The sequence below is a fragment of the Bradyrhizobium sp. ma5 genome, from assembly GCF_042258955.1.
Taxonomy (GTDB): Bacteria; Pseudomonadota; Alphaproteobacteria; order Rhizobiales; family Xanthobacteraceae; genus Bradyrhizobium.
Genome location: NZ_CP170156.1, coordinates 15525 through 36127, shown reverse-complemented (window position 1 = coordinate 36127; position 20603 = coordinate 15525). Strand labels below are relative to the sequence as shown.

23 protein-coding genes are annotated in these 20603 nt (G+C 64.9%); 16 read left to right on the top strand and 7 right to left on the bottom strand.

Annotated features, from left to right (window positions below; genetic code table 11):
- Positions 1-11: 11 nt before the first annotated feature.
- Positions 12-362, bottom strand: coding sequence for a hypothetical protein (locus ACE103_RS00185; RefSeq protein WP_097676238.1), 351 nt, complete (start codon positions 360-362; stop codon positions 12-14).
- Positions 363-455: 93 nt separating this feature from the next.
- Here ACE103_RS00185 and ACE103_RS00180 point away from each other — a divergent pair, with 93 nt between their 5' ends.
- The 3 genes from ACE103_RS00180 (at position 456) to ACE103_RS00170 (ending at position 2210) form a co-directional block, all read left to right on the top strand.
- Positions 456-992, top strand: coding sequence for a TetR/AcrR family transcriptional regulator (locus tag ACE103_RS00180; RefSeq protein ID WP_223971233.1), 537 nt, complete (start codon positions 456-458; stop codon positions 990-992).
- 106 nt (positions 993-1098) lie between these two features.
- Positions 1099-1296, top strand: a complete 198-nt coding sequence (locus ACE103_RS00175; RefSeq protein ID WP_223971236.1) for a Trm112 family protein — start codon at positions 1099-1101, stop codon at positions 1294-1296.
- Entirely contained in the window at positions 1296-2210 is a 915-nt protein-coding gene (locus ACE103_RS00170) for an alpha/beta hydrolase family protein (protein WP_375777872.1), read from the top strand. Before ACE103_RS00175 ends, ACE103_RS00170 begins: the two co-directional genes overlap by 1 nt.
- Before the next feature lie 24 nt (positions 2211-2234).
- Here the strand turns inward: ACE103_RS00170 and ACE103_RS00165 are convergent, their stop codons facing one another.
- Positions 2235-3455, bottom strand: coding sequence for a ubiquinone biosynthesis hydroxylase (locus ACE103_RS00165; protein ID WP_375777871.1), 1221 nt, complete (start codon positions 3453-3455; stop codon positions 2235-2237).
- A gap of 220 nt (positions 3456-3675) precedes the next feature.
- Here ACE103_RS00165 and tesB point away from each other — a divergent pair, with 220 nt between their 5' ends.
- The gene (tesB, locus tag ACE103_RS00160) at positions 3676-4539 is read left to right on the top strand and encodes an acyl-CoA thioesterase II (RefSeq protein ID WP_212312813.1); all 864 of its coding nucleotides are present in this window, start codon (positions 3676-3678) and stop codon (positions 4537-4539) included.
- Positions 4540-4554: 15 nt separating this feature from the next.
- Here the strand turns inward: tesB and ACE103_RS00155 are convergent, their stop codons facing one another.
- On the bottom strand, positions 4555-5445 hold the full coding sequence (locus tag ACE103_RS00155; RefSeq protein ID WP_375777870.1) for a DUF4339 domain-containing protein: 891 nt from the start codon (positions 5443-5445) through the stop codon (positions 4555-4557).
- A 283-nt stretch (positions 5446-5728) separates the two neighbouring features.
- On the opposite strand from ACE103_RS00155, the gene ACE103_RS00150 reads away from it, so the two are divergent.
- The 8 genes from ACE103_RS00150 (at position 5729) to ACE103_RS00115 (ending at position 11691) form a co-directional block, all read left to right on the top strand.
- Positions 5729-6067: a P-II family nitrogen regulator gene (locus tag ACE103_RS00150; RefSeq protein ID WP_074128375.1), complete on the top strand. Its 339-nt coding sequence runs from the start codon at positions 5729-5731 to the stop codon at positions 6065-6067.
- A gap of 84 nt (positions 6068-6151) precedes the next feature.
- Entirely contained in the window at positions 6152-7468 is a 1317-nt protein-coding gene (amt, locus tag ACE103_RS00145; protein ID WP_374708031.1) for an ammonium transporter, read from the top strand.
- 149 nt (positions 7469-7617) lie between these two features.
- A complete protein-coding gene (locus ACE103_RS00140) occupies positions 7618-7932 on the top strand; it encodes an ArsR/SmtB family transcription factor (protein ID WP_375777869.1) in 315 nt (104 codons plus the stop codon).
- Entirely contained in the window at positions 7929-8282 is a 354-nt protein-coding gene (locus tag ACE103_RS00135) for an SRPBCC domain-containing protein (RefSeq protein ID WP_375777868.1), read from the top strand. Before ACE103_RS00140 ends, ACE103_RS00135 begins: the two co-directional genes overlap by 4 nt.
- Before the next feature lie 56 nt (positions 8283-8338).
- Complete coding sequence (locus ACE103_RS00130) at positions 8339-8941, top strand: ATP-dependent Clp protease proteolytic subunit (protein ID WP_375777867.1); 603 nt, start codon at positions 8339-8341, stop codon at positions 8939-8941.
- Between the two features lie 316 nt (positions 8942-9257).
- Positions 9258-9596 carry a P-II family nitrogen regulator gene (locus ACE103_RS00125; protein WP_029080945.1) on the top strand — a complete coding sequence of 113 codons (339 nt, stop codon included), beginning with the start codon at positions 9258-9260 and terminating at the stop codon, positions 9594-9596.
- Between the two features lie 39 nt (positions 9597-9635).
- The gene (locus tag ACE103_RS00120) at positions 9636-11084 is read left to right on the top strand and encodes an ammonium transporter (protein ID WP_223971253.1); all 1449 of its coding nucleotides are present in this window, start codon (positions 9636-9638) and stop codon (positions 11082-11084) included.
- 202 nt (positions 11085-11286) lie between these two features.
- Entirely contained in the window at positions 11287-11691 is a 405-nt protein-coding gene (locus ACE103_RS00115) for a GFA family protein (RefSeq protein ID WP_207834147.1), read from the top strand.
- A 112-nt stretch (positions 11692-11803) separates the two neighbouring features.
- On the opposite strand, the gene ACE103_RS00110 is transcribed toward ACE103_RS00115, so the two are convergent.
- Both ACE103_RS00110 and ACE103_RS00105 read right to left on the bottom strand, forming a co-directional pair.
- Positions 11804-12577 carry a GGDEF domain-containing protein gene (locus ACE103_RS00110; RefSeq protein ID WP_375777866.1) on the bottom strand — a complete coding sequence of 258 codons (774 nt, stop codon included), beginning with the start codon at positions 12575-12577 and terminating at the stop codon, positions 11804-11806.
- Positions 12578-12720: 143 nt separating this feature from the next.
- A complete protein-coding gene (locus ACE103_RS00105) occupies positions 12721-13194 on the bottom strand; it encodes an NUDIX hydrolase (protein WP_375777865.1) in 474 nt (157 codons plus the stop codon).
- 180 nt (positions 13195-13374) lie between these two features.
- On the opposite strand from ACE103_RS00105, the gene ACE103_RS00100 reads away from it, so the two are divergent.
- The 4 genes from ACE103_RS00100 (at position 13375) to ACE103_RS00085 (ending at position 18994) form a co-directional block, all read left to right on the top strand.
- On the top strand, positions 13375-14601 hold the full coding sequence (locus ACE103_RS00100; RefSeq protein ID WP_375777864.1) for an aminotransferase class I/II-fold pyridoxal phosphate-dependent enzyme: 1227 nt from the start codon (positions 13375-13377) through the stop codon (positions 14599-14601).
- A gap of 16 nt (positions 14602-14617) precedes the next feature.
- Positions 14618-17104, top strand: a complete 2487-nt coding sequence (locus ACE103_RS00095; RefSeq protein ID WP_375777863.1) for a DNA translocase FtsK — start codon at positions 14618-14620, stop codon at positions 17102-17104.
- Positions 17105-17204: 100 nt separating this feature from the next.
- Positions 17205-18029, top strand: a complete 825-nt coding sequence (locus ACE103_RS00090; protein WP_375777862.1) for an outer membrane lipoprotein carrier protein LolA — start codon at positions 17205-17207, stop codon at positions 18027-18029.
- Positions 18030-18178: 149 nt separating this feature from the next.
- The gene (locus ACE103_RS00085) at positions 18179-18994 is read left to right on the top strand and encodes an exodeoxyribonuclease III (protein ID WP_375777861.1); all 816 of its coding nucleotides are present in this window, start codon (positions 18179-18181) and stop codon (positions 18992-18994) included.
- Between the two features lie 196 nt (positions 18995-19190).
- Here the strand turns inward: ACE103_RS00085 and ACE103_RS00080 are convergent, their stop codons facing one another.
- Both ACE103_RS00080 and ACE103_RS00075 read right to left on the bottom strand, forming a co-directional pair.
- Positions 19191-19631, bottom strand: coding sequence for a Crp/Fnr family transcriptional regulator (locus ACE103_RS00080; protein ID WP_375777860.1), 441 nt, complete (start codon positions 19629-19631; stop codon positions 19191-19193).
- A 57-nt stretch (positions 19632-19688) separates the two neighbouring features.
- The gene (locus tag ACE103_RS00075; RefSeq protein ID WP_016841446.1) at positions 19689-20375 is read right to left on the bottom strand and encodes a response regulator transcription factor; all 687 of its coding nucleotides are present in this window, start codon (positions 20373-20375) and stop codon (positions 19689-19691) included.
- Positions 20376-20603 lie beyond the last annotated feature (228 nt).

The following is a 20603-nucleotide window of genomic DNA, read 5'->3' as shown; positions in this document are numbered from 1 at the left end:
GATCGTGTCCGCTAGTAGCCGGCGGCGGCGAGCGCCACGACGGCACTCATCGCCATCCAGCCGAAATGCCGGCCACGCGTCGCGACCGCATTGGCGAGCGCGGCGCTGCCGAACACGATGGCGAGCGTTGCCACGATCCAGTGCCGCGCGGCATCGGAGGCCATCGCCGGCGCGGCGACCAGCAGCACGCCGCCGCCGATCCAGGCGACGGTGCCGGCCTGATAGACCAGACGAAGCAAGAGGCGCAGCCGCGGCGGTTCGACAGTGGCGCGTGCGAATATTTTAGTCTCGCCGAGAACGCCGTGGATCAGGCTGACCAGGATGGCGATGAGTCCGGCGCCTTGCAGCAGAAGATCACGCATCGCATTGTCTCCATACAGCACTGTATGGATAGGACACCAGCCGCTGGCGCCTGTCAATACACTTGTGTATGGTCGGGACGTGGACGGTAAATCATGACGGAACAGCTCTCGGTCAAGGACTGGCTCGATCAGGGCCTGAAGACGCTGGCGAAGCACGGCTTCACGGCGCTCAAGGCCGAGCCGCTGGCCAAGGCCATGGGGGTCTCGCGCGGCAGCTTCTACTGGCATTTCGCCGACATCGGCGCCTACCGCACCGCGATCCTCAACCATTGGCGCGAGGTTGCCGCCGAGCAGGTGATCGCCGAGCTCGAGACCATTCCGGAGGGCGGCGACGCGCTAGCGCTGCTGCTGCGCCGGACCTTCTCGGCGCGGCTGGCACTGGAACGCGCGGTGCGCAGCTGGGCCACCGGGTATGCCGCGGCGCGCGCCGCTGTGCTCGAGGTCGACCAGCGCCGGATCGGCTATATCGAAACCTTGCTCCGGCATGCCGGATTCCCCGACGACGTGGCGCGGGGCCGGGCGCAGATCTTCTATTGGGCGTTCATCGGCTACGCGCTGTCCGAACAAACGCTGCCGAAGCCGCGTCAGCAGGCCGCAATCGACGAGCTGTTGCGGATGGCCAAGCGCTGACAGCTGACACGAGAGTGTGCTACACGACGGCCAGTTTGTTCTGACGCGTTTTCTTCACGCGAACCGGTACCCACTTCGCTCGAAAACGCTGCAGCCGGAGACCGCAATGAGTTCCACGACCGACCACCTCGACAGCACCGCCGACCCAAAGCTGCTCGAAATCCTGGTGTGCCCGATCACCAAGGGACCGCTGGAATTCGACGCCGCGCGGCAGGAGCTGATCTCGCGCTCCGCGAAACTTGCCTATCCGATCCGCGACGGCATCCCGATCATGTTGCCGGAAGAGGCGCGCAAGATAGATTGATGCGCGCCCTCGTCACATGGCTGCTGCTGCTCGTCTCCGTGGCGAGCGCGGCGGCCGACGAGAGCAGGCTGCGCATCGGCGCGATCGACGCGGTGCTGACGGTGCCGCCCGACGTCGCGAAACCGCCGGTGGCGCTGCTGATCGCCGGCTCCGGCTCGACCGACCATGACGGCAACGGGCCGCAGCTCAAGCCGGCGACATTGAAAAAACTCTCCGAGCAGCTGGTCGCACGCGGCATCGCGACGCTGCGCTACGACAAGCGCGGCGCCGGCGAATGGAAGAAGGAGTTTGGCCGTCCGGAGGACTTTCGCTTCAAGGACTATGTCGGCGACGCGGCGGCGCTGATCGACTATCTGCGCGGCAGCGGCAGGTTCGCGCATGTTGCGGTGGTCGGGCACAGCGAGGGTGGCCTGGTCGCGATCCTCGCCGCCCAGCGCGTGCCGATCGACCGGCTGGTGCTGCTGACAACGGCGGCGCGCAAGCAGGGCGCCGTGTTGAAGGCGCAGCTCGAAAAGCAGCTGCCGCCTGACAAATTCGCGCCGATCGGAAAGGCCATCGACGACATCATGGCCGGACAAATCGTCGATCCGCCGCCGGCGGGGCTGGCGATCGCGCCTGCGATGCAACCCGCCATCGCGTCGGCCTTTACCGAGGATCCGGTCGATCCGATGAAGAAGATCACCGGGCCTGTTCTGATCGTCGCGGGCGGCCGCGACCATCAGCTGGCGCGGCTCGACTACCTTGCGCTCACCACCGCCGACGTCGCGGCCAAATCATTGTGGCTGCCGGATATGAATCACCTGCTGGTCGACGTCACCGACGCGGCGGACGACATGGCAAGCTACAATGAGCCGGAGCGGCCGCTCGACCCCGACCTGATCGACGCGGTCGCCGCCTTCATTTCGCAGAAATAGTGGATGCGCAGCGAAGCCGTAGCCCTACAGCGCCTCGCCCTTCAGCAGCCGCGGCACTTCGCCTGACAATCCCGCCGCCTGGCGGATGAACATGCTCTTCAGCGGCGGCGCGCGATCGACGAGGCCCAATCCGATATCGCGGACGGTGCGCAGCAGCGTCGATTCATTCGAGAACAGGAAGTTCAGCGAGTTGGTGGCAACCCCCATCGCCATCGTGTCGAAGCGCCGCCAGCGCTGATAGCGCTCGAGCACGTCGGCCTGTCCGAGATCCATGCCGAGCCGCGCCGCATCGACGACGACCTCGGCCAGTGCTGCGACATCCTTCAGGCCCATGTTGAGCCCCTGCCCGGCGATCGGATGGATCACATGCGCGGCGTCGCCGATCAGCGCCAGCCGTTCGGCGATGAACGAGCGCGCGACGAAATAGCCGAGCGGGAATGCGCGCGGCTTGTCGAGCGCCTTGATCTCACCGAGGTGCAGGCCGAACCGTTGCTCGAGCTCGGCGTGGAATTCCGCCTCGCTCAGCGCCGTGATGCGCGAGGCCTCCGTGCGCGTCTCGGTCCATACCAGCGACGAGCGATTGCCGGTCAGCGGCAGGATCGCGAACGGACCCGCGGGCAGGAAATGCTCCTCGGCGCGGCCGTGATGTTCGCGCTCGTGCCCGACGGTGACCACGATGCCGGATTGGTCATAATCCCAGCCATGGGTCGCGATCCCGGCGCGCTCGCGCAGCTTGGATCGCGCGCCGTCGGCGGCAACCAGCAGGCTCGCATCGATCTCGGTGCCGTCGGCCAATCGGACGCTGACGCCGTCGGGCCGCGAGTCGAAGCTCGACACCGCGGTGGCACGCAGCTCGACGCCCTCGGCCTCGGCGCGAGTCGCCAGCGCATCGATCAAATAGCGGTTCTCGACCATGTGGGCGAACGGCTCGCCGGGCTCGACATTGCCGGCGAAGGTCAGGAACACCGGACGCGTCGCGTCCTCCAGCTTGGAATCGGTCACGACCATGTCGGTGATCGGCTGCGCCGTCGGCGCCACCTGCCCCCAGACGCCCAGCGTCTCGAACAGCCGTCGGCAGGCCGCCACGATCGCGGTCGCACGCGGATCGCGGCTCGGGCGCTGGCTCAGCGCCGGATCGGCCACGATCACCGGAATGTCCGGCCCCAGCCCCTGGCGCAACGCCACGGCCAGCGCCAACCCCGCAAAAGCGCCCCCGCAGATGACAATACTTCGCTGTGCCGGCATGCCGTTCCCTTACGCGCCCTGCGCTCTCAGACTGTGCTTGCTACCTGATAATAGCTGGGCGAAACAGGGGACAGAAACAAGGTCCTAGACCCAAACGAACGTCATTCCGGGGCACGCGCAGCGTGAACCCGAAATCCATCAAACCGCATGTTCCGTGGCTGAATGGATTCCGGGCTCTCGCTTCGCGAGCCCCGGAATGACGAAAGAGAGCGCCCCCCTCATGTCCAAGAGCCTGATCGACCTGTTGTCCATCCTCGATCTCGAGCAGCTCGAGGTGAATTTGTTCCGCGGCAACAGCCCGAAGACGAGCTGGCAGCGCGTGTTCGGCGGCCAGGTGATCGGCCAGGCCATGGTCGCGGCCTGCCGCACCGTCGAGGGCCGCCTGCCGCACTCGATCCATTGCTATTTCATCCTGCCGGGCGATCCGCAGATCCCGATCATCTACCAGGTCGAGCGGCTGCGCGACGGCAAGAGCTACACCACCCGCCGCGTCACCGCGATCCAGCACGGCAACGCGATCTTCTCCATCATGGTCTCGTTCCACGCCGAGGAAGAGAGCAACTTCAATCATCAGGAGAAGATGCCCGACGTGCCGCCGCCGGAGAAGCTGACCGCGGAGGAAGTGTCGAAGCAACCGATGTTCAAGGAGATGCCGGAGTTCATCCGCCGCTACTATGAGAGCGACCGGCCGATCGAGCTGCGCCCGGTCGAGCTCGGCCGCTATTTCGGCCAGCAGATCGAGGACGGCCGCATCCATGTCTGGATCCGCACCGCGGCGAAATTGCCCGACGATCCGGCGCTGCATCTGTGCGCGCTCGCCTATGCGTCGGATTTCTCGCTGCTCGACGCCGTCATGGCGCGCTACGGCCGCACGCTGTTCGACCGGCGCATGATGCCGGCGAGCCTCGATCACGCGATGTGGTTTCACCGCCCGTTCCGCGCCGACGAATGGCTGCTCTACGCGCAGGATTCGCCGAGCGCGCAGTCGGGCCGCGGTCTGACGCGCGGCCAGATCTTCAAGCCCGACGGCACGCTGGTGGCGTCCGTCGCGCAAGAAGGTTCGGTGCGCGAACGCAAGGCGTAATCGCCTTAGCGCGCTCTAGCCGTTGGCGTAGGCGCCGCGCTCGGTCAGCGCGAATTGCGAGATGAACCAGTTGGCGTACCAGCGCAGCACCCACGGAATCGGGATCAGGAAGGCGCAGGCGACCGAGAACACGATGGTTCGCCACAACACCTCGAGCCCGGATGCGTTGAAGGTGACCTCGCGGCGCGTGCCTTCGACGTTGCGGCAGATCCAGCGCAACCACGCCGTCATCACCCAGGCCCAGCCGATGATGGTGACGGCCGAGATCACCATCAGCACGTACCAGCCGACATAAACCGCCGGACTGCCGTTGAACGAGATCGGCAGCTCCTGGCCGCTCGAGCTGAGACGGCTGAAGATCCAGCGAACGATCATCCAGCTCAGGAAGCCCTGCAGCAGCAGCGAGAGCAGCGTGACGATGTTGCTGTTGGCCGCTCCCGCATATGTCAGCAGACCGAGCACGATGAAGACGTACCAGATGTCGAGCGGCTGCCCGGTGAAGCCGAGATGCGGCCGGCCCGGCACGCGGATATAGGGGATCGCAAAACGATACAGGCCGGTCGCGGTCCACGGCGCGGGGATGACGAAAATCTGGCCGATGAACATCAGCAAGCTGCGTCCGAACAGGCCCCAGATCGGGAAGTCGGCCGACAGCGCGCCGCCGCTATAGGTTGCCGATGCGGCCACCGGCGGCGGTCCGCCGGCCTGCGGGAACGCCGGCGGCGCGCCCGCACTCGGAACAAGGCCTGGAATCTCACCGGCCTTCTGCCAGCCGGCCATGCCCTCGGTCCACACCAGGGTATCGGCGCCCACCATGCCACGGGTGATCAGGTCGCGGAGCTGAGCTTCAGGCAGGGGGCCCTTTTGCTGGCCTTCGGATGCATAAAACCAGTTTCGATTCGACATTTTCTTGTTCCTCGGGGCGCGGGTGCACGCGCTGTGGCGAGAATGAGCCAGCGGGGACGCTGGCCAGGGCGGGAAAGCCATATTCTGGCCGACGGTTGTCGTCCCGTACAGTGACGGAGTTCACGCGGTGCGCACGTTTTCCCCTTCAACCTGCAACTTTTTTGTGCCATTTGCCCAGAAAGCTGCCAGATTTGGTGGCGGCAAGTTGCCGCTCCAGAGACGGCAATTTGCCGCTCTGGGGACGGGCGCACACGGAAAACCTCAAGGGAATGAAGGCCTGACCATGAAACTCGTCGTCGCGATCATCAAACCGTTCAAGCTCGATGAGGTACGCCAGGCCCTGACCGCGATCGGCGTTCACGGCATGACGGTGACCGAGGTGAAGGGCTATGGCCGCCAGAAGGGCCACACCGAGATCTATCGCGGCGCCGAGTACGTCGTGAATTTCCTGCCCAAGCTTAGGATCGAGATCGCCGTCGACACCGAGCTCGCCGAAAAGGCGGTCAGCGTCATCACCGAGCACGCCCGCACCGGCCAGATCGGCGACGGCAAGATCTTCGTCACGCCGATCGACCACGCGCTGCGCATCCGCACCGGCGAGACCGACAACGACGCGCTCTGAGTCTCAATCGACACCACCGCCGCCAGCGACGCCGGCACACGCCAAAAACCACGTAAAGAAACCACGACACGCCGGGGAATGATGATGGGGGCACGAGCTCTTCGTGCAGCGATATCAGCTGCGCCGATCACTGCTGCAATGCTGCTCTCGTGGGGCACGCCGGCGTCAGCGCAAGACTCTAGCGCCTCCGGCATCAACCCCGCCGACACCGCCTGGATGATCGTCGCCACCGCGCTGGTGCTGATGATGACGATCCCGGGGCTTGCGCTGTTCTACTCCGGCATGGTGCGCAAGAAGAACGTGCTGGCGACGATGGCGCAGAGCCTCACGGCCGTTGCGATCATTTCGATCCTCTGGGTCGTCTTCGGTTATTCGCTGACCTTCGTCGGCAACGGTCCATGGCTCGGCTCGCTCGATAGCTGGTTCCTGGCCGGCATCACGATGGACAGCGTCAATCCGGCGGCAAAGACCATCCCGGAAGCGCTGTTCATGCTGTACCAGATGACGTTTGCGATCATCACGGTGGCGCTGGTTGCCGGCTCGGTCGCCGACCGCATGCGGTTCTCCGCCTATGTGCTGTTCTCGATCGGCTGGTTCATCTTCGCTTATGTGCCGCTGGCGCATTGGGTGTGGGGCGGCGGCTTCCTCGCCTCGATGGGCGTGATGGATTTCGCCGGCGGCCTCGTCGTGCATCTGTCCGCCGGCATCAGCGGCCTGGTCGCGGCCAAGGTGATGGGCAACCGGCACGGCTACGGCCATGACAATCTGTCGCCGTTCGACCTCTCGCTCGCCGTGGTCGGCACCGGCCTGCTCTGGGTCGGCTGGTTCGGCTTCAACGGCGGCTCGGCGCTTGCGGCCAACTCGCGCGCGGTGATGGCGATCACCGCCACGCATCTGGCGGCCTGCGCCGGCGCGCTGACCTGGGGCGCGATCGAATGGGCGACGCGCCGCAAGCCGTCGGTGCTCGGCATGATCTCGGGCGCGGTCGCAGGGCTCGGTACCATCACCCCGGCATCCGGTTTCGTTGCGCCGTGGCACGGCATCATCATCGGCATCATTGCCGGCCTGGTCTGCTTCTGGGCCTGTACCTGGCTGAAGCATCGCTTCCAGTATGACGACTCGCTCGACGTGTTCGGCGTGCACGGCATCGGCGGCCTGACCGGCACGCTGCTCGCGGGCGTTTTCGCCACCGCGGCGATCGGCGGAACTTCCGGCCTGCTGGAGGGCAATCCGGGGCAGCTCCTGATCCAGCTCTACGGCGTCGTGGTCACGCTGGTCTGGTGCGGCGGCGTTACCTTCGTGCTGCTCAAGCTGGTCAGCGCCTTCGTCCCGCTGCGCGTCTCGATGCAGCAGGAGCTGGAGGGTCTCGACATCTCGCAGCACGGCGAAGCGCTGCAGTAGCAGCCGAGCTCGCATCGCCAGGACGAGATGGGCCCTGAGAGGGCGAATTCGTAAAACAACCCCATGCAAAGTACCCGAGCGCCGCGACGTCACGCTGCACGGGACAGTTCAGGCTTGCACGACACATAAGTATATGCTTATGTGTTGGCATGGTCGACACCGATATCTTCAAGGCACTAGCCGATCCGACCCGCCGCAGGGTCTTTGAGAAGCTGGCCGGCGGCAGCCTGAACGCCAGCGCCTTGCGCGACGGACTTGAGATCAGCCAGCCGGCGATGTCGCAGCATCTGGCGGTGCTGCGCGCGGCAGGACTGGTGCGCGAGCAGCGGCAGGGCCGCTTCGTCAACTATGAAGTCGACCCGGACGGGATCGCCAGCATCGGGTCCTGGCTCGCGCGCTACCGCGCCTATTGGCCAAAGCGCATCGAAGCGCTCTCCGACCTCTTGAAGGACATGGATCAATGAGCGACACGGTTGAGCCTGACGCGGACGCAGCTCTGGTGATCGAATACGAGCTCGACGCACCGCCTGAAAAAGTATGGCGCGCCGTCACCATTCCAGCCCTGCGCGAGCGCTGGCTACCTGATTGCGATCTCGCGGGCGCTGAGCCCCTATCGTCGGTCGCAGGCGAAGAGGTGCGTTACCGGCTCCGCGATTCCGAGCCGCCGTTTCTCGAGAGTCACGTCACCTTCCGGATCGAGCCGAACGAAGCCGGCGGCACCCGGTTTCGCATCATCCAGGAAGCCCGCGGCAAGCGCGCAAACCAGCCGCAAGCGGCCAACTGCAACAGCCGCATGCTGATGCGCGCGGCCTGATCGCAGACTTCATCATCCGCTGAAACTTCATCACCTGCTGAAATGGGAGGTCGCCGATGCGCGACATAATGCAACTCGTCCCGATGGTCGTCGAGCAGTCGTCCCGCGGCGAACGGTCCTTCGATATCTATTCCAGGCTGCTGCGCGAACGCATCATCTTCCTCAACGGCGAGGTCAATGATGCGATGTCCGGGCTGGTCTGCGCGCAGCTGCTGTTCCTCGAGGCCGACAACCCGAACAAGCCGATCAACCTCTACATCAACTCCTATGGCGGCGTGATCTCCAGCGGGCTTGCGATGTACGACACCATGCAGTTCATCAAGGCGCCGGTGCACACGCTGTGCATGGGCACTGCGCGGTCGATGGGATCGTTCCTGCTGATGGCCGGCGAGCCCGGTCATCGCGCCGCGCTCCCGAATGCCAGCCTCCACGTGCATCAGCCGCTCGGCGGCTTCCAGGGCCAGGCCACCGACATCCAGATCCATGCCGCCGAGATGCAGGCGACCAAGCGGCGCATCATCCGGCTCTACGCGCAGCATTGCCGGCGCACCGAGGCCGACGTGGAACGGACCTTGGACCGCGATCACTTCATGTCGGCGGAGCAGGCGCTCGAATGGGGACTGATCGACAGGGTTTTTGCAGCGCGCGACGCCGCCTAATGGCCCGGCATTACTTTATCTAAATACCGACGCCTGCACCGCGGCTAAGCAGAATTGTGTCCAGACCCTGGCTTGCTCATGAATTAGGCCAATCTGATTAGATTTTAGGCGCGACGGAATAGCGCAGCCGCAGCTTGCTCCCGCAATGCGGGAAAAGGTCCGGATTCATAATCCATTAGCGAACCCGAGCCGTTTGGCACGGCATTTGATTCTAAGGGTCCCGGCTGTGCCCGCGTAGTGGATGTCTTCCGCGTGGTGAACCTCAGTCGAAACTCCCGGTGTTCGTTCGCACCGGGCCCAAGCGGGGATAGGACTCATGAAAATTGTTATGGCGATCATTAAGCCATTCAAGCTGGAAGAGGTCCGTGACGCCCTGACCGCCATTGGCGTTCACGGTCTCACGGTGACGGAAGTCAAGGGGTACGGCCGTCAGAAGGGCCACACGGAAATCTATCGCGGCGCCGAATATGCGGTGAGCTTCCTGCCCAAGATCAAGATCGAGGTCGCAGTCGCCTCCGATCAGGTCGACAAGACCATCGACGCCATCACCTCCGCCGCCAAGACCGGACAGATCGGCGACGGCAAGATCTTCGTCATCAGCCTCGAGCACGCCGTGCGCATCCGCACCGGCGAGGCCGATGCCGCGGCCCTCTGATTTCGCGCTCAACCTTTAAGACCTCAGGAGTGAAATAACATGACGTTCAAGCGTCCCTATGGCGCGGGACTGGCGGCCCTCGCAGTCGGCCTCTTTGCCGCAACCGCCGCCTACGCCGAGCCAACCGTCAACAAGGGCGACAACGCCTGGATGCTGACATCGACGGTGCTGGTGCTGTTGATGACCATCCCGGGTCTCGCGCTGTTCTATGGCGGCCTCGTCCGCTCCAAGAACATGCTCTCGGTGCTGGCGCAGGTGTTCTACACCGTCTGCATCGTCACCGTGCTCTGGGCCCTCTACGGCTACAGCCTCGCCTTCACCGGCGGCTCCGACTTCATCGGCGGCTTCTCCAAGGCCTTCCTGATGGGCGTCACGCCGGACTCCAAGGCTGCGACCTTCTCGGTCGACGCCAACATCTCGGAGCTCGTCTATATGTGCTTCCAGATGACCTTCGCGGCGATCACGCCGGCCCTCATCGTCGGCGCCTTTGCCGAGCGGATGAAGTTCGCCGCGATCGCGCTGTTCATCCCGATCTGGGTCACCGTGATCTACTTCCCGATCGCGCACATGGTCTGGTACTGGCCGGGCCCGGACGCGATCCAGGATGCTGCCAAGGCGCTCGCCGCCGCGGCTGACGGCGATGCCAAGACGAAGGCGCAGGCCGCCCTCGACGCGATCAACGCCGACGCCGGCTGGATCTTCAAGAAGGGTGCGATCGACTTCGCCGGCGGCACCGTCGTGCACATCAACGCCGGCATCGCCGGCCTGGTCGGCGCGCTCCTGATCGGCAAGCGCACCGGCTACGGCAAGGAGCTGATGGCTCCGCACTCGCTGACCATGACCATGATCGGCGCCTCGCTGCTCTGGGTCGGCTGGTTCGGCTTCAACGCTGGTTCGAACCTCGAAGCCAATGGCGGCGCTGCGCTCGCCATGACCAACTCCTTCGTGGCCACGGCCGCGGCGGCGCTGGCCTGGATGTTCGCGGAATGGATCATCAAGGGCCATCCCTCGCTGCTCGGCGCGCTCTCGGGCGCGGTCGCGGGCCTCGTCGCGGTGACGCCTGCGGCCGGTTATGCCGGTCCGATGGGTGCCATCGTGCTCGGCCTCGTGGTCGGCGTGGTCTGCCTGTTCTTCTGCACGGTCGTGAAGAACGCGCTCGGCTATGACGACTCGCTCGATGTGTTCGGCGTCCACTGCGTCGGCGGCATCATCGGCGCGCTCGGCACCGGCATCCTGGTCAACCCGGCGCTCGGTGGTGCCGGCATCATCGACTACACCGCAATCCCGCCGAAGGTTGCCGATTACGACTTCGTGGCGCAGATGACCTCGCAGGTCTGGGGCGTCGGCACCACGCTGGTGTGGTCGGGCATCGGCTCGGCGATCCTCTACAAGATCGTGGACGTGATCGTCGGCCTGCGTGCCAACGTCGAGACCGAGCGTGAAGGCCTCGACATCACCGAGCACACGGAGCGCGCCTACAACATGTAAGAGGTTCTCCCGGGACACGACCTCCCCAAGCGGTCGTTCCCAGAACTACGGTTCGGGCACATACCCGGCAATGTCCGGACCGTTGAGGGGCTCCAGCGCAAGTTGGAGCCCCTTTCTTTTTTCTGCAGATTGAGAAAATAATGTCGGAATTGCCTGGTATTGTGAAACGACAGGCTACCAACAACAAAAACGGGAGGACGTCATGAAGGTGCAAGGCAGGTGCTATTGCGGCAACGTGCGCTATGAGGCCGAAGGCGAACCGATGATGGCGGCGCAATGCCTGTGCCGCGAATGCCAGTACATCACCGGCGGCGGACCGAACATGTTCATGGCGATGCCGACCACCGGCTTCAAATACACCGCCAGCCAACCCAAGCAGTTCACCCGCAAGGACCTCGAGCGCGCCGTGACGCGCGAATTCTGCCCGGAATGCGGCACGCATTTGGTGACTAAGGTGCCGGGCCTGCCCGCCACGATCCTGAAGGTCGGCACGTTCGACGACCCCAGTGTGTTCACCCCGCAGATGACGATCTACACCTGCGACAAGCAGACCTTCCACCATGTCCCCGACGGCAAGCCGTCATTCGAGAAGCTGCCGGCGCGGTAGACGCCACACGTCACCGGCGTAGCCCGGATGAAGCGCAGCGCAATCCGGGTACGGTGTCGCCGCAGGAAAGACCGCCCCCGGATTTCGCTTCGCTTCATCCGGGCTACGCAGCTCACGCCGCATCGCGCGCGTGCTCGACGCGGTCGCGGCCATGGCGCTTGGCGGCGTAGAGCGCCTGGTCGGCGGTTCGCATCAGGCCGCTCAGATCGAAGCCGCTTTCCTTCACTGTGAAGCCGATGCTGATCGTCACCGGCAGAAGGGTCACGCCGTCGAGGATAGTTCGCGCCGCACAGTCGCGGCGGATTTCCTCGGCGCCGTGCGCGGCCTGCTCGTGGCTCAGGCCGGTCACCACAGCTGCAAATTCCTCGCCGCCGTAGCGGGCGACCAGCGCGCCGTGCCGGCTCGCGAACTGGCGCAGAACGTCGGCGATCTCGACCAGCACCTTGTCGCCGATCTCATGTCCGTAGCGGTCGTTGATCGACTTGAAATGGTCGATGTCGCACATCAGAACCGCAACCGACGCGCCGTCCGCCTGCGCCTGGTCGAGCGCCGCGGCGGCCTCAGTGTCGAAGCCGCGGCGATTCAACAGGCCGGTCAGCTGGTCGGTCTGCGAGATCTGGGCGAGCTCGCGGCGGGTATGCGCGAGCTCCAGCATCAACAGGCCGGCGCGATAGGACATCGCGCCGCTGAGCGCGATCGAAATGAACACACCGGCGGTGAGCCCGAACAGTTGCATCTGGCCGACCGTGATCGGTGCGGCCAGATCGCGGCCGAACGCCAGCATGCCGATGGTGACGGACATCACCGCGGTCATACCGGCGGCAATGACCATCACCTTGCCGGTGCGGCGCAGAACATCGCCGCGTGTCTCGATCCTGATGGCCATGTCCGTCTGCAGATCCTCGCAATCCGCGGGATCATTCGGTCGTGCTGTGTTGCGAATTGCTGAAGGAACTCGTGACGCCCGCCCTGGCCTTAATGGAGGGTAAAGCGGATCGCTCGAATGCACGGCAGTGAGGGCAGGCCACGTCAGTCGACCAGGACTTCCTCGTCCGGCAGCTCGCTTGGCGCGCCGTCGCGCAAATAGCTTTCAAGGATGTTGGCCAGCGACAGCGGCGTGAGGCGCTCGTCCGCGCCGGATAGATCGGCGATCGCCCACCACCTGAAGCAATCGAGCACCTTCGCCTCGGCTTTGTCGGCCATGACAGGGTCGAACCGATCCGTGTGAACGATCCGGTATTCTTCCTTCTGGGAGATCCGCCGGCCGCCCCAGTTGAAGATGTGATGGCGCCGCCAGACGGCGGGGCCAGGCGCGAAATCGATCAGCCCCAATTCCTCGGCCAGTTCCCGCTGCAACGTCGCTTCCGGCGTCTCATCGCCCTCGATGCCGCCACCGGGCGCGATCCAGAAACACTCGCCGCCGTGCGGCGGGCGAATCCGCATCAGCAGGACTTCGCGCTCGCCCGTGATGATGAGGGCCCTGACGGCGCGGCGATGGATCATGTCTCGGTGCAATTTTGATGCGGTTTTCTGAGCGGGGCGCTGATATCACGCGGCGGCCAAATGTGCAGCGCCGCCGATGGTTAATCGCGTCTTAACCTCGCCCTATCTATGGTGATTTGATCGGTTTACGGTCGGCTCCCCCCACCCTCCGACCGCAGTGAAAGTGCTGGCTTTTCAACCATGGCAATGACCGCCTCATCCGGCGTGGCGCAGGGCGCCGCCGATGCCGCACCCGCCGGCCAGGCCGAGCGCTCCCCATTCGTGCGAACCACCGAACTGCTGGCGCCGTACCAGCCGGCTAAGCCTTTGATTACACTGTCGGTCGGCGAGCCGCAGCATCCCGTGCCTGACTTCGTCGGGCCGGTGCTGGCAAAGCACACCGCCGAGTTCGGCCGCTACCCGATGGCCAAGGGCATCGAGCCGTTCCGCCGCGCGGTCGCGACCTGGCTCGGAAGCCGGTTCCAATTGCCGCGTCCAGTCGATCCGGAGAGCGAGGTGTTGGTGCTGAACGGCAGCCGCGAGGGGCTGTTCTTTGCCGCGATCACAGCCGCACGTTACGTCGCCCCGCGCAAGGGACGGCCGGCGGTCCTGATGCCGAATCCGTTTTATCCGGCCTATGGCGCCGGCGCGCGCGCGGCCGGCTGCGAGCAGATCCATCTGCCGACCACGCTCGCCAACGGTTTCCTGCCCGACCTCGATGCGATCGACGAGGCGACATGGGCTCGCACCGTCGCGTTCTTCATCGCCTCGCCGGCCAATCCGCAGGGCTCGGTCGCATCGCGGGCCTATTTCGCGCGGCTGAAAGAGCTCGCCGACAGGTTCGGCTTCATGATCCTGTCCGACGAGTGCTACTCGGAGATCTATACCCGCGAGGCGCCGGGCAGCATGCTGGAATGCGCCGGTCCCGATTTCCGCAATGTCGTGGCGTTCCAGTCGCTGTCGAAACGCTCGAACCTGCCTGGCATGCGGGTCGGCTTCGCCGCCGGCGACCGCAAGTTTCTCGCGGCGTTCCTCGAGTTGCGCAATGTCGCCGCACCGCAGGTGCCGGTGCCGTTGCAGCATGTCGCGGTTGCCGCCTATGGCGACGAGGCGCATGTCGAGGAGAACCGCAGGCTCTATCGCATCAAGTTCGATTTCGCCGACCAGATCCTCGGCAACCGCTACGGCTACAAGCGTCCCGCAGGCGGCTTCTGCGTCTGGCTAGACGTCTCCGATCGCGGCGACGACGAGGCGGTGACCGTCAGGCTCTATCGCGACGCCGGCGTTCGGGTGATTCCGGGCAGCTACCTGGCGCGCGAGCAGAACGACGGTTCCAATCCGGGCGCGGGCTATATCCGCCTTGCGCTGGTCTCCGACAGTGAATCGACGGCCGAGGCGATGCATCGCCTGGTCGAAACCCTGGGTTAATCGCGAAGCGCGAAGATTGAGTATGCCAGCGATCGAACGTGTCATCCCTCTGGTCGGCCATCTGCCGCTCTCGCTGCGCGAGGCGCTGGCGCGGCGGCTGCGCGAACTCACCGGGCTTGGCCTGATCGCGCTGTCGGGCGCCATCACCGCTGCGCTGATGACCTGGTCGGTGCAGGATCCGTCGCTCAGTCATGCCACCTCGCGCGCGATCCGCAACGTGCTCGGCTATCCCGGCGCAATCGGCGCCGACCTCTTGATGCAGATTCTCGGCCTCGGCGCCATCATGCTGCTGCTGCCTGTGGCGGTATGGGGCTGGCGGATGCTGACGCATCGTCCGTTCGATCGCGAGGCGCTGCGGCTCGGCTGCTGGATTCTGTGCACGGTGATCGCGGCGGGCTTCGCCAGCTGCTGGCCGCACAATACGTCATGGCCGCTGCCGACCGGGCTCGGCGGCGTGGTCGGCGACGCGCTGCTGCGCACGCCGGCCGTCGTGTTCGGGCCGCCCGGCTTCCTCTATCGCGTCGTGCTCGGCCTGATCCTGTTCGTCGCGATGGCAGCAAGCTTCCTGTTCGCCTGCGGTTGGGGCGCCAAGGAAGAAGACGAAGAGCTGACGCCGATCGCTGACGACGACGAGCCGTTCGTCGAAGAGGAAGACAACGACCGCAGCTCGGTCTCGCTGGGCTGGCTGTTCCACGCGCTGATGAGCGCGAAAGCCCGGCTCGGCTGGCTGTTCGGTACCGCCTATAAATCGCTGGTGTCGAGCGGAGCGCAGGGCCGCAGCAGTGCGGCGTTCGAGCGCCAGGAGCCCAACATCGGCGGCGGCCGCGCCGCGCCCTCGATCGCGCCGGCGGCCGACGACCATGACGAGGACGAAGACGAGGCCGAGGCTTTCGACGACGAGGAAGAAGAGGATGACGAGGAGGAAGCTCCCGTCGCCCGCGCCCCGCGCAAGAAGGCCGAGCCGAAGCCGAAGAAGAAGAACTCCGACAAGTTCGAGCTGCCGTCGGTCTCCGTGCTCAGTGCGCCGAAGGCGAGCGATCGCCAGCCGCTGAGCAAGGCCGAGCTCGAAGCCAACTCGCGCTCGCTCGAAGGCGTGCTGCAAGATTTCGGCGTGCGTGGCGAGATCGTCAAGGCCAACCCCGGCCCGGTGGTCACGCTATACGAACTGGAGCCCGCGCCCGGCATCAAGTCGTCGCGCGTGATCGGATTGTCCGACGACATCGCCCGCTCGATGAGCGCATTGTCGGCGCGCGTCGCCGTGGTCGCCGGCCGCAATGCGATCGGCATCGAGTTGCCGAACGCGCATCGCGAGAAGGTCTATCTGCGCGAGCTGCTGGTCGCCAAGGAGAGCGTCGATTCCGTTGCGAAGCTGCCGCTGTGCCTCGGCAAGACGATCGGCGGCGATCCCGTCATCATCGACCTCGCGCGCACGCCGCATATGCTGATCGCCGGCACCACCGGCTCCGGCAAATCGGTCGCGATCAACACCATGATCCTGAGCCTGGTCTACCGGCTGCGTCCGGATCAGTGCCGCCTGATCATGGTCGACCCGAAGATGCTCGAACTCTCCGTCTATGACGGCATCCCGCATTTGCTGACGCCCGTCGTCACCGATCCGAAGAAAGCCGTTGTCGCGCTGAAATGGGCCGTGCGCGAGATGGAAGAGCGCTACAAGCGGATGGCCAAGCTCGGCGTGCGCAACATCGACGGCTACAATGCGCGCCTCGTCGAAGCCAAGGGCAAGGGCGAAGAGCTGACGCGCACCGTGCACACCGGCTTCGACAAGGAGAGCGGCAAGGCGATCTACGAGGAAGAGAAGCTCGACCTCGAGCCGCTGCCCTACATCGTCATCATCGTCGACGAAATGGCCGACCTGATGATGGTCGCCGGCAAGGACATCGAAGGCGCGGTGCAGCGCCTGGCGCAGATGGCGCGCGCCGCCGGCCTGCATGTGATCCTCGCCACACAGCGTCCGTCGGTCGACGTCATCACCGGCACGATCAAGGCGAACTTCCCGACCCGCATCGCCTTCCAGGTGACGTCGAAGATCGACAGCCGCACCATCCTCGGCGAGATGGGCGCCGAGCAGCTGCTCGGCCAGGGCGACATGCTCTACATGGCGGGCGGCGGCCGCATCAGCCGCGTGCACGGCCCGTTCGCGTCCGACGAGGAAGTCGAGAAGGTGGTGCGCCACCTGAAGACGCAGGGCCAGCCGGAATATCTCGAAGCCGTCACCGCGGAAGAGCCGACCGACGAGGACGGCGCCGTGTTCGATGCCACCGGCATGGGTGGCGACGGCGGCGGCGATCTGTTCACGCAGGCGGTTGCGATCGTCAAGCGCGACCGCAAGGCGTCGACCTCCTACATCCAGCGGCGGCTGCAGATCGGCTATAATCGCGCCGCCTCGCTGATGGAGCGGATGGAACTCGAGGGCATCGTCGGCCCGGCGAATCACGCCGGAAAGCGCGAAATCCTGGTCGGGGAGGAAGAAGGCCAGTTCTGATCGGGGGCGATCATCACGGAAAAACCATATCTCCCTCGGAAGAGGCGGGATAAAATCCGGCGAAGCGGGACGAGCGTCGAACAGAGACCTGACATATCTGATGGCAAAACATCTCATTGACCGCGGCACGCGCACTGCGCTGGCTCTTCTCGTCACCGCCGCGATCGCCGGCAGCGCGGCCGCGCAGAATGCGCCGGCGACGCCGAAACCCGTAGCCAACGCGGGACCTAAGGCTGCGCCGAAGGCCAAGGACGCCGGCGCGCAGAGCAATGCGGACAAGGGCCCGGCCACCACCGGCGCCACCCAGGCACCGCCGGAGCCAGTGATTCCCGATCCGCGCCGCAACGTCCCCGCCAACATCTTCCAGACCTTCGACGCCAACCAGAAGGCGCAGGCCGCCAAGGTTTCGGCCTATCTGTCGTCGCTGCAGACCCTGGTCGGGAATTTCGTCCAGGTCGGTCCCGACGGCACCAAGACCAAGGGCGATTTCTACATCCAGAAGCCCGGCAAGCTGCGCTTCGAATATGACAATCCGAGCACCATCGAGGTGATCGCCGACGGCTCGTCGGTCGCGGTGCGCGACCGCAGGCTCGCGACCCAGGACATCTATCCGCTGTCGCAGACCCCGCTGCGCTATCTGCTGTCGGACCGCATCGATCTGATGAAGGACACCAACGTCGTCAGCGTCACCGCCGACGACGTGTTCGTCAGCATCACGATCGAGGAGAAGCAGGCGCTGGTCGGCACCAGCCGCTTCCTGCTGATGATCGGCGCCAAGGACGGCAAGCTCAAGCAGTGGACCGTCACCGATCCGCAGGGCTACGACACGACCGTTGCGGTCTATAATCTCGACGCGACGCAGAAGCCCGATCCGGGGCTGTTCAAGATCGACTTCACGACCTATCCGGGCTCTTCGCCGGGGTGAACGGGATGCGTAGGGCGGGTTAGTCGAAGGCGTAACCCGCCATTCCTCCGCAAGTGCGGCGGGTTACGCTGCGCTAACCCGCCCTACGAATCCTTGCTTGTGGACAAAGCGCTAACCCGCGCAGAGAACCGTGCTAAGACGCACCCCTCATGCGGTTCTCCGTCACCACCTGGAACATCAATTCGGTGCGCCTGCGCATCGACATCGTCGCCAAATTCCTGAAGAGCGCGCGGCCGGACGTGCTGTGCCTGCAGGAGACCAAATGCATCGACGATGCGTTTCCATTGAAGCGCTTCAAGCGGCTCGGCTATGAGCACGTCGCGCTGAACGGGCAGAAGGGCTATCACGGCGTCGCCATCGTCTCGCGCCTGCCGTTCGAGACCACCGACATCAGGACGTTCTGCGACAAGATCGACTCGCGGCACATCTCAGTTTCCTTCGGCGAGAAGGCGCAGCTTTCAAAGCCACTGGTGCTGCATAATTTCTACGTGCCGGCCGGCGGCGACATTCCCGATCCCGCGCTCAATCCGAAGTTCGAGCACAAGCTGCAATTCCTCGATGAGATGAAGGCGTGCGAGCCGCTGCATCCGCGCGGCGACGACCGCCACATCCTGGTCGGCGACCTCAACGTCGCACCGCATGAGCATGATGTGTGGTCGCACAAGCAGCTGTTGAAGGTGGTCTCGCACACGCCGGTCGAGACCGAGAAGCTGCTCGCAGCGCAAGCGCATGGCGAATGGTTCGACATCGCGCGCGAGCGGATTCCGATGTCGGAAAAGGTCTACACCTGGTGGAGCTATCGCGCCGCGGACTGGACCGTCGGCGACCGCGGCCGCAGGCTCGATCACATCTGGGTCTCGCGCGCGCTGAAGGATCACGTCAGCGACTTCAAGATCACCCGCGACGCCCGCAGCTGGGAGCGGCCGTCGGACCACGTGCCTGTGACAGCGGTGATGGAGGTCTGACGTTGTTGTCAAATCAAGGAGCGTCACCCTGTTGATCCGTCACCCTGAGGAGCGCGAAGCGCGTCTCGAAGGGTCGACGGCCACCAGCCGGGCCCTGCATCCTTCGAGGCTCGCAAGAGCTCGCACCTCCAGCGACAAAGGAGAAGCCTTTGCGCGGGGATGACGGGATAATTGAGTCTCGCCGAGCCGACGGCGGCTACGTGCTCAGCTTCCCGCCCGCGATCAAAATATCGCTCGCAAGCTGGCTGGTGCGCAGCGCGAGCTCGTCGCGGAGGCGGCGGGCTGCGGCCGGATCGCTTTCCAGCACGCGCTGGAACAGGCTGCGCGCGACGCGGATCACCGAGCCGCGCTCCAGTGAGGTCGCCGTCGAAGGCCGTTTCATCGCGACGATCAATGCGAGCTCGCCAATCAGCGAGCCCGGACCGGCGATGATCTCGGCGCCGCCTTCCTCGACCCGGAACGTGCCGCGCTGCACGACATAGCCGGCGTCCGCGGCGTCGCCGACCTTGAACAGCACTTCGCCTGCGTTGAAGTCACGTTGCTCGGAGCCGATCGCCAGCATGCGCAAGGAGCTGTCGCCCAACAGACGCATCGTCGGGACCTGCTCGAGCAGGGCTACGTCATCATCGATCGACATTCAGGGCCGGCAACCGCGGTGCGCCTCGATTTCACGAATCGTTGAGCGCGAAGCGTATCACGGCACCAGCTTGTAGCCACCGGCTTCCGTCACCAGGATTTCCGGGTTGGCGGCGTCCTTCTCGATCTTCTGGCGCAGGCGGTAGATGTGGGTTTCCAGCGTGTGGGTGGTGACACCGGAATTGTAACCCCAGACTTCCTGGAGCAGGGTCTCACGCGACACCGGCATCTGGCCGGCGCGGTAGAGGAAGCGCAGGATCGCGGTTTCCTTCTCGGTCAGCCGCACCTTGCGGGCATTGGCGCCGGTGAGCATCTTCGAGCCGGGCCGGAACGAGTAGGGGCCGACCGAGAACACCGCGTCCTCGCTGGCCTCGTGCTGGCGCAGCTGCGCCCGGATCCGGGCCAGCAGCACCGCAAAGCGGAACGGCTTCGCTACATAGTCGTTGGCGCCGCTTTCGAGGCCAAGGATGGTGTCAGAATCGGTGTCATGGCCGGTCAGCATGATGATCGGGGCCTTGAAGCCGCCCTTGCGCAGGCTGCGGACCACTTCGCGGCCGTCGGTGTCGGGCAGGCCGACATCCATCAGGACCAGGTCGGGAGAATTGGCTTTGGCGGCAGTGGCGCCCTTGGCGCCGGTGTCGACTGCGGAGGCTTCGAATTCCTCGTGCAGGGACAGCTGCTCGACCAGCGTATCGCGCAGATCGGTATCGTCATCCACGATCAAGATCTTGCGGGCATTGGCCATAGGTACAATCCTTCGGGGGCGGGGCGGTCAGAAGCGGGGGGCGCTTCTGGCCGTAGCATCGGCTAGATACGTGCTCAGGTAGGCCGTCGTTACCGATTCACAAGGCAGCGGCAGTCTACCTCAAATCCGGCGGGGCAGGACGTGAATGTCCTGTAATGCCGGGAGATAGAATGTTTGGGGCTTCCAAGGCAAGTTCAGTTTTGAACGATTCTTAGAGGAAGATCAGCT

Coding starts and splice junctions, on each gene's coding strand:
- ACE103_RS00185 (WP_097676238.1), bottom strand. CDS start 362: ATGCGTGATCTTCTGCTGCAAGGCGCCGGACTCATCGCCATCCTGGTC.
- ACE103_RS00180 (WP_223971233.1), top strand. CDS start 456: ATGACGGAACAGCTCTCGGTCAAGGACTGGCTCGATCAGGGCCTGAAG.
- ACE103_RS00175 (WP_223971236.1), top strand. CDS start 1,099: ATGAGTTCCACGACCGACCACCTCGACAGCACCGCCGACCCAAAGCTG.
- ACE103_RS00170 (WP_375777872.1), top strand. CDS start 1,296: ATGCGCGCCCTCGTCACATGGCTGCTGCTGCTCGTCTCCGTGGCGAGC.
- ACE103_RS00165 (WP_375777871.1), bottom strand. CDS start 3,455: ATGCCGGCACAGCGAAGTATTGTCATCTGCGGGGGCGCTTTTGCGGGG.
- tesB (WP_212312813.1), top strand. CDS start 3,676: ATGTCCAAGAGCCTGATCGACCTGTTGTCCATCCTCGATCTCGAGCAG.
- ACE103_RS00155 (WP_375777870.1), bottom strand. CDS start 5,445: ATGTCGAATCGAAACTGGTTTTATGCATCCGAAGGCCAGCAAAAGGGC.
- ACE103_RS00150 (WP_074128375.1), top strand. CDS start 5,729: ATGAAACTCGTCGTCGCGATCATCAAACCGTTCAAGCTCGATGAGGTA.
- amt (WP_374708031.1), top strand. CDS start 6,152: ATGGGGGCACGAGCTCTTCGTGCAGCGATATCAGCTGCGCCGATCACT.
- ACE103_RS00140 (WP_375777869.1), top strand. CDS start 7,618: ATGGTCGACACCGATATCTTCAAGGCACTAGCCGATCCGACCCGCCGC.
- ACE103_RS00135 (WP_375777868.1), top strand. CDS start 7,929: ATGAGCGACACGGTTGAGCCTGACGCGGACGCAGCTCTGGTGATCGAA.
- ACE103_RS00130 (WP_375777867.1), top strand. CDS start 8,339: ATGCGCGACATAATGCAACTCGTCCCGATGGTCGTCGAGCAGTCGTCC.
- ACE103_RS00125 (WP_029080945.1), top strand. CDS start 9,258: ATGAAAATTGTTATGGCGATCATTAAGCCATTCAAGCTGGAAGAGGTC.
- ACE103_RS00120 (WP_223971253.1), top strand. CDS start 9,636: ATGACGTTCAAGCGTCCCTATGGCGCGGGACTGGCGGCCCTCGCAGTC.
- ACE103_RS00115 (WP_207834147.1), top strand. CDS start 11,287: ATGAAGGTGCAAGGCAGGTGCTATTGCGGCAACGTGCGCTATGAGGCC.
- ACE103_RS00110 (WP_375777866.1), bottom strand. CDS start 12,577: ATGGCCATCAGGATCGAGACACGCGGCGATGTTCTGCGCCGCACCGGC.
- ACE103_RS00105 (WP_375777865.1), bottom strand. CDS start 13,194: ATGATCCATCGCCGCGCCGTCAGGGCCCTCATCATCACGGGCGAGCGC.
- ACE103_RS00100 (WP_375777864.1), top strand. CDS start 13,375: ATGGCAATGACCGCCTCATCCGGCGTGGCGCAGGGCGCCGCCGATGCC.
- ACE103_RS00090 (WP_375777862.1), top strand. CDS start 17,205: ATGGCAAAACATCTCATTGACCGCGGCACGCGCACTGCGCTGGCTCTT.
- ACE103_RS00085 (WP_375777861.1), top strand. CDS start 18,179: ATGCGGTTCTCCGTCACCACCTGGAACATCAATTCGGTGCGCCTGCGC.
- ACE103_RS00080 (WP_375777860.1), bottom strand. CDS start 19,631: ATGTCGATCGATGATGACGTAGCCCTGCTCGAGCAGGTCCCGACGATG.
- ACE103_RS00075 (WP_016841446.1), bottom strand. CDS start 20,375: ATGGCCAATGCCCGCAAGATCTTGATCGTGGATGACGATACCGATCTG.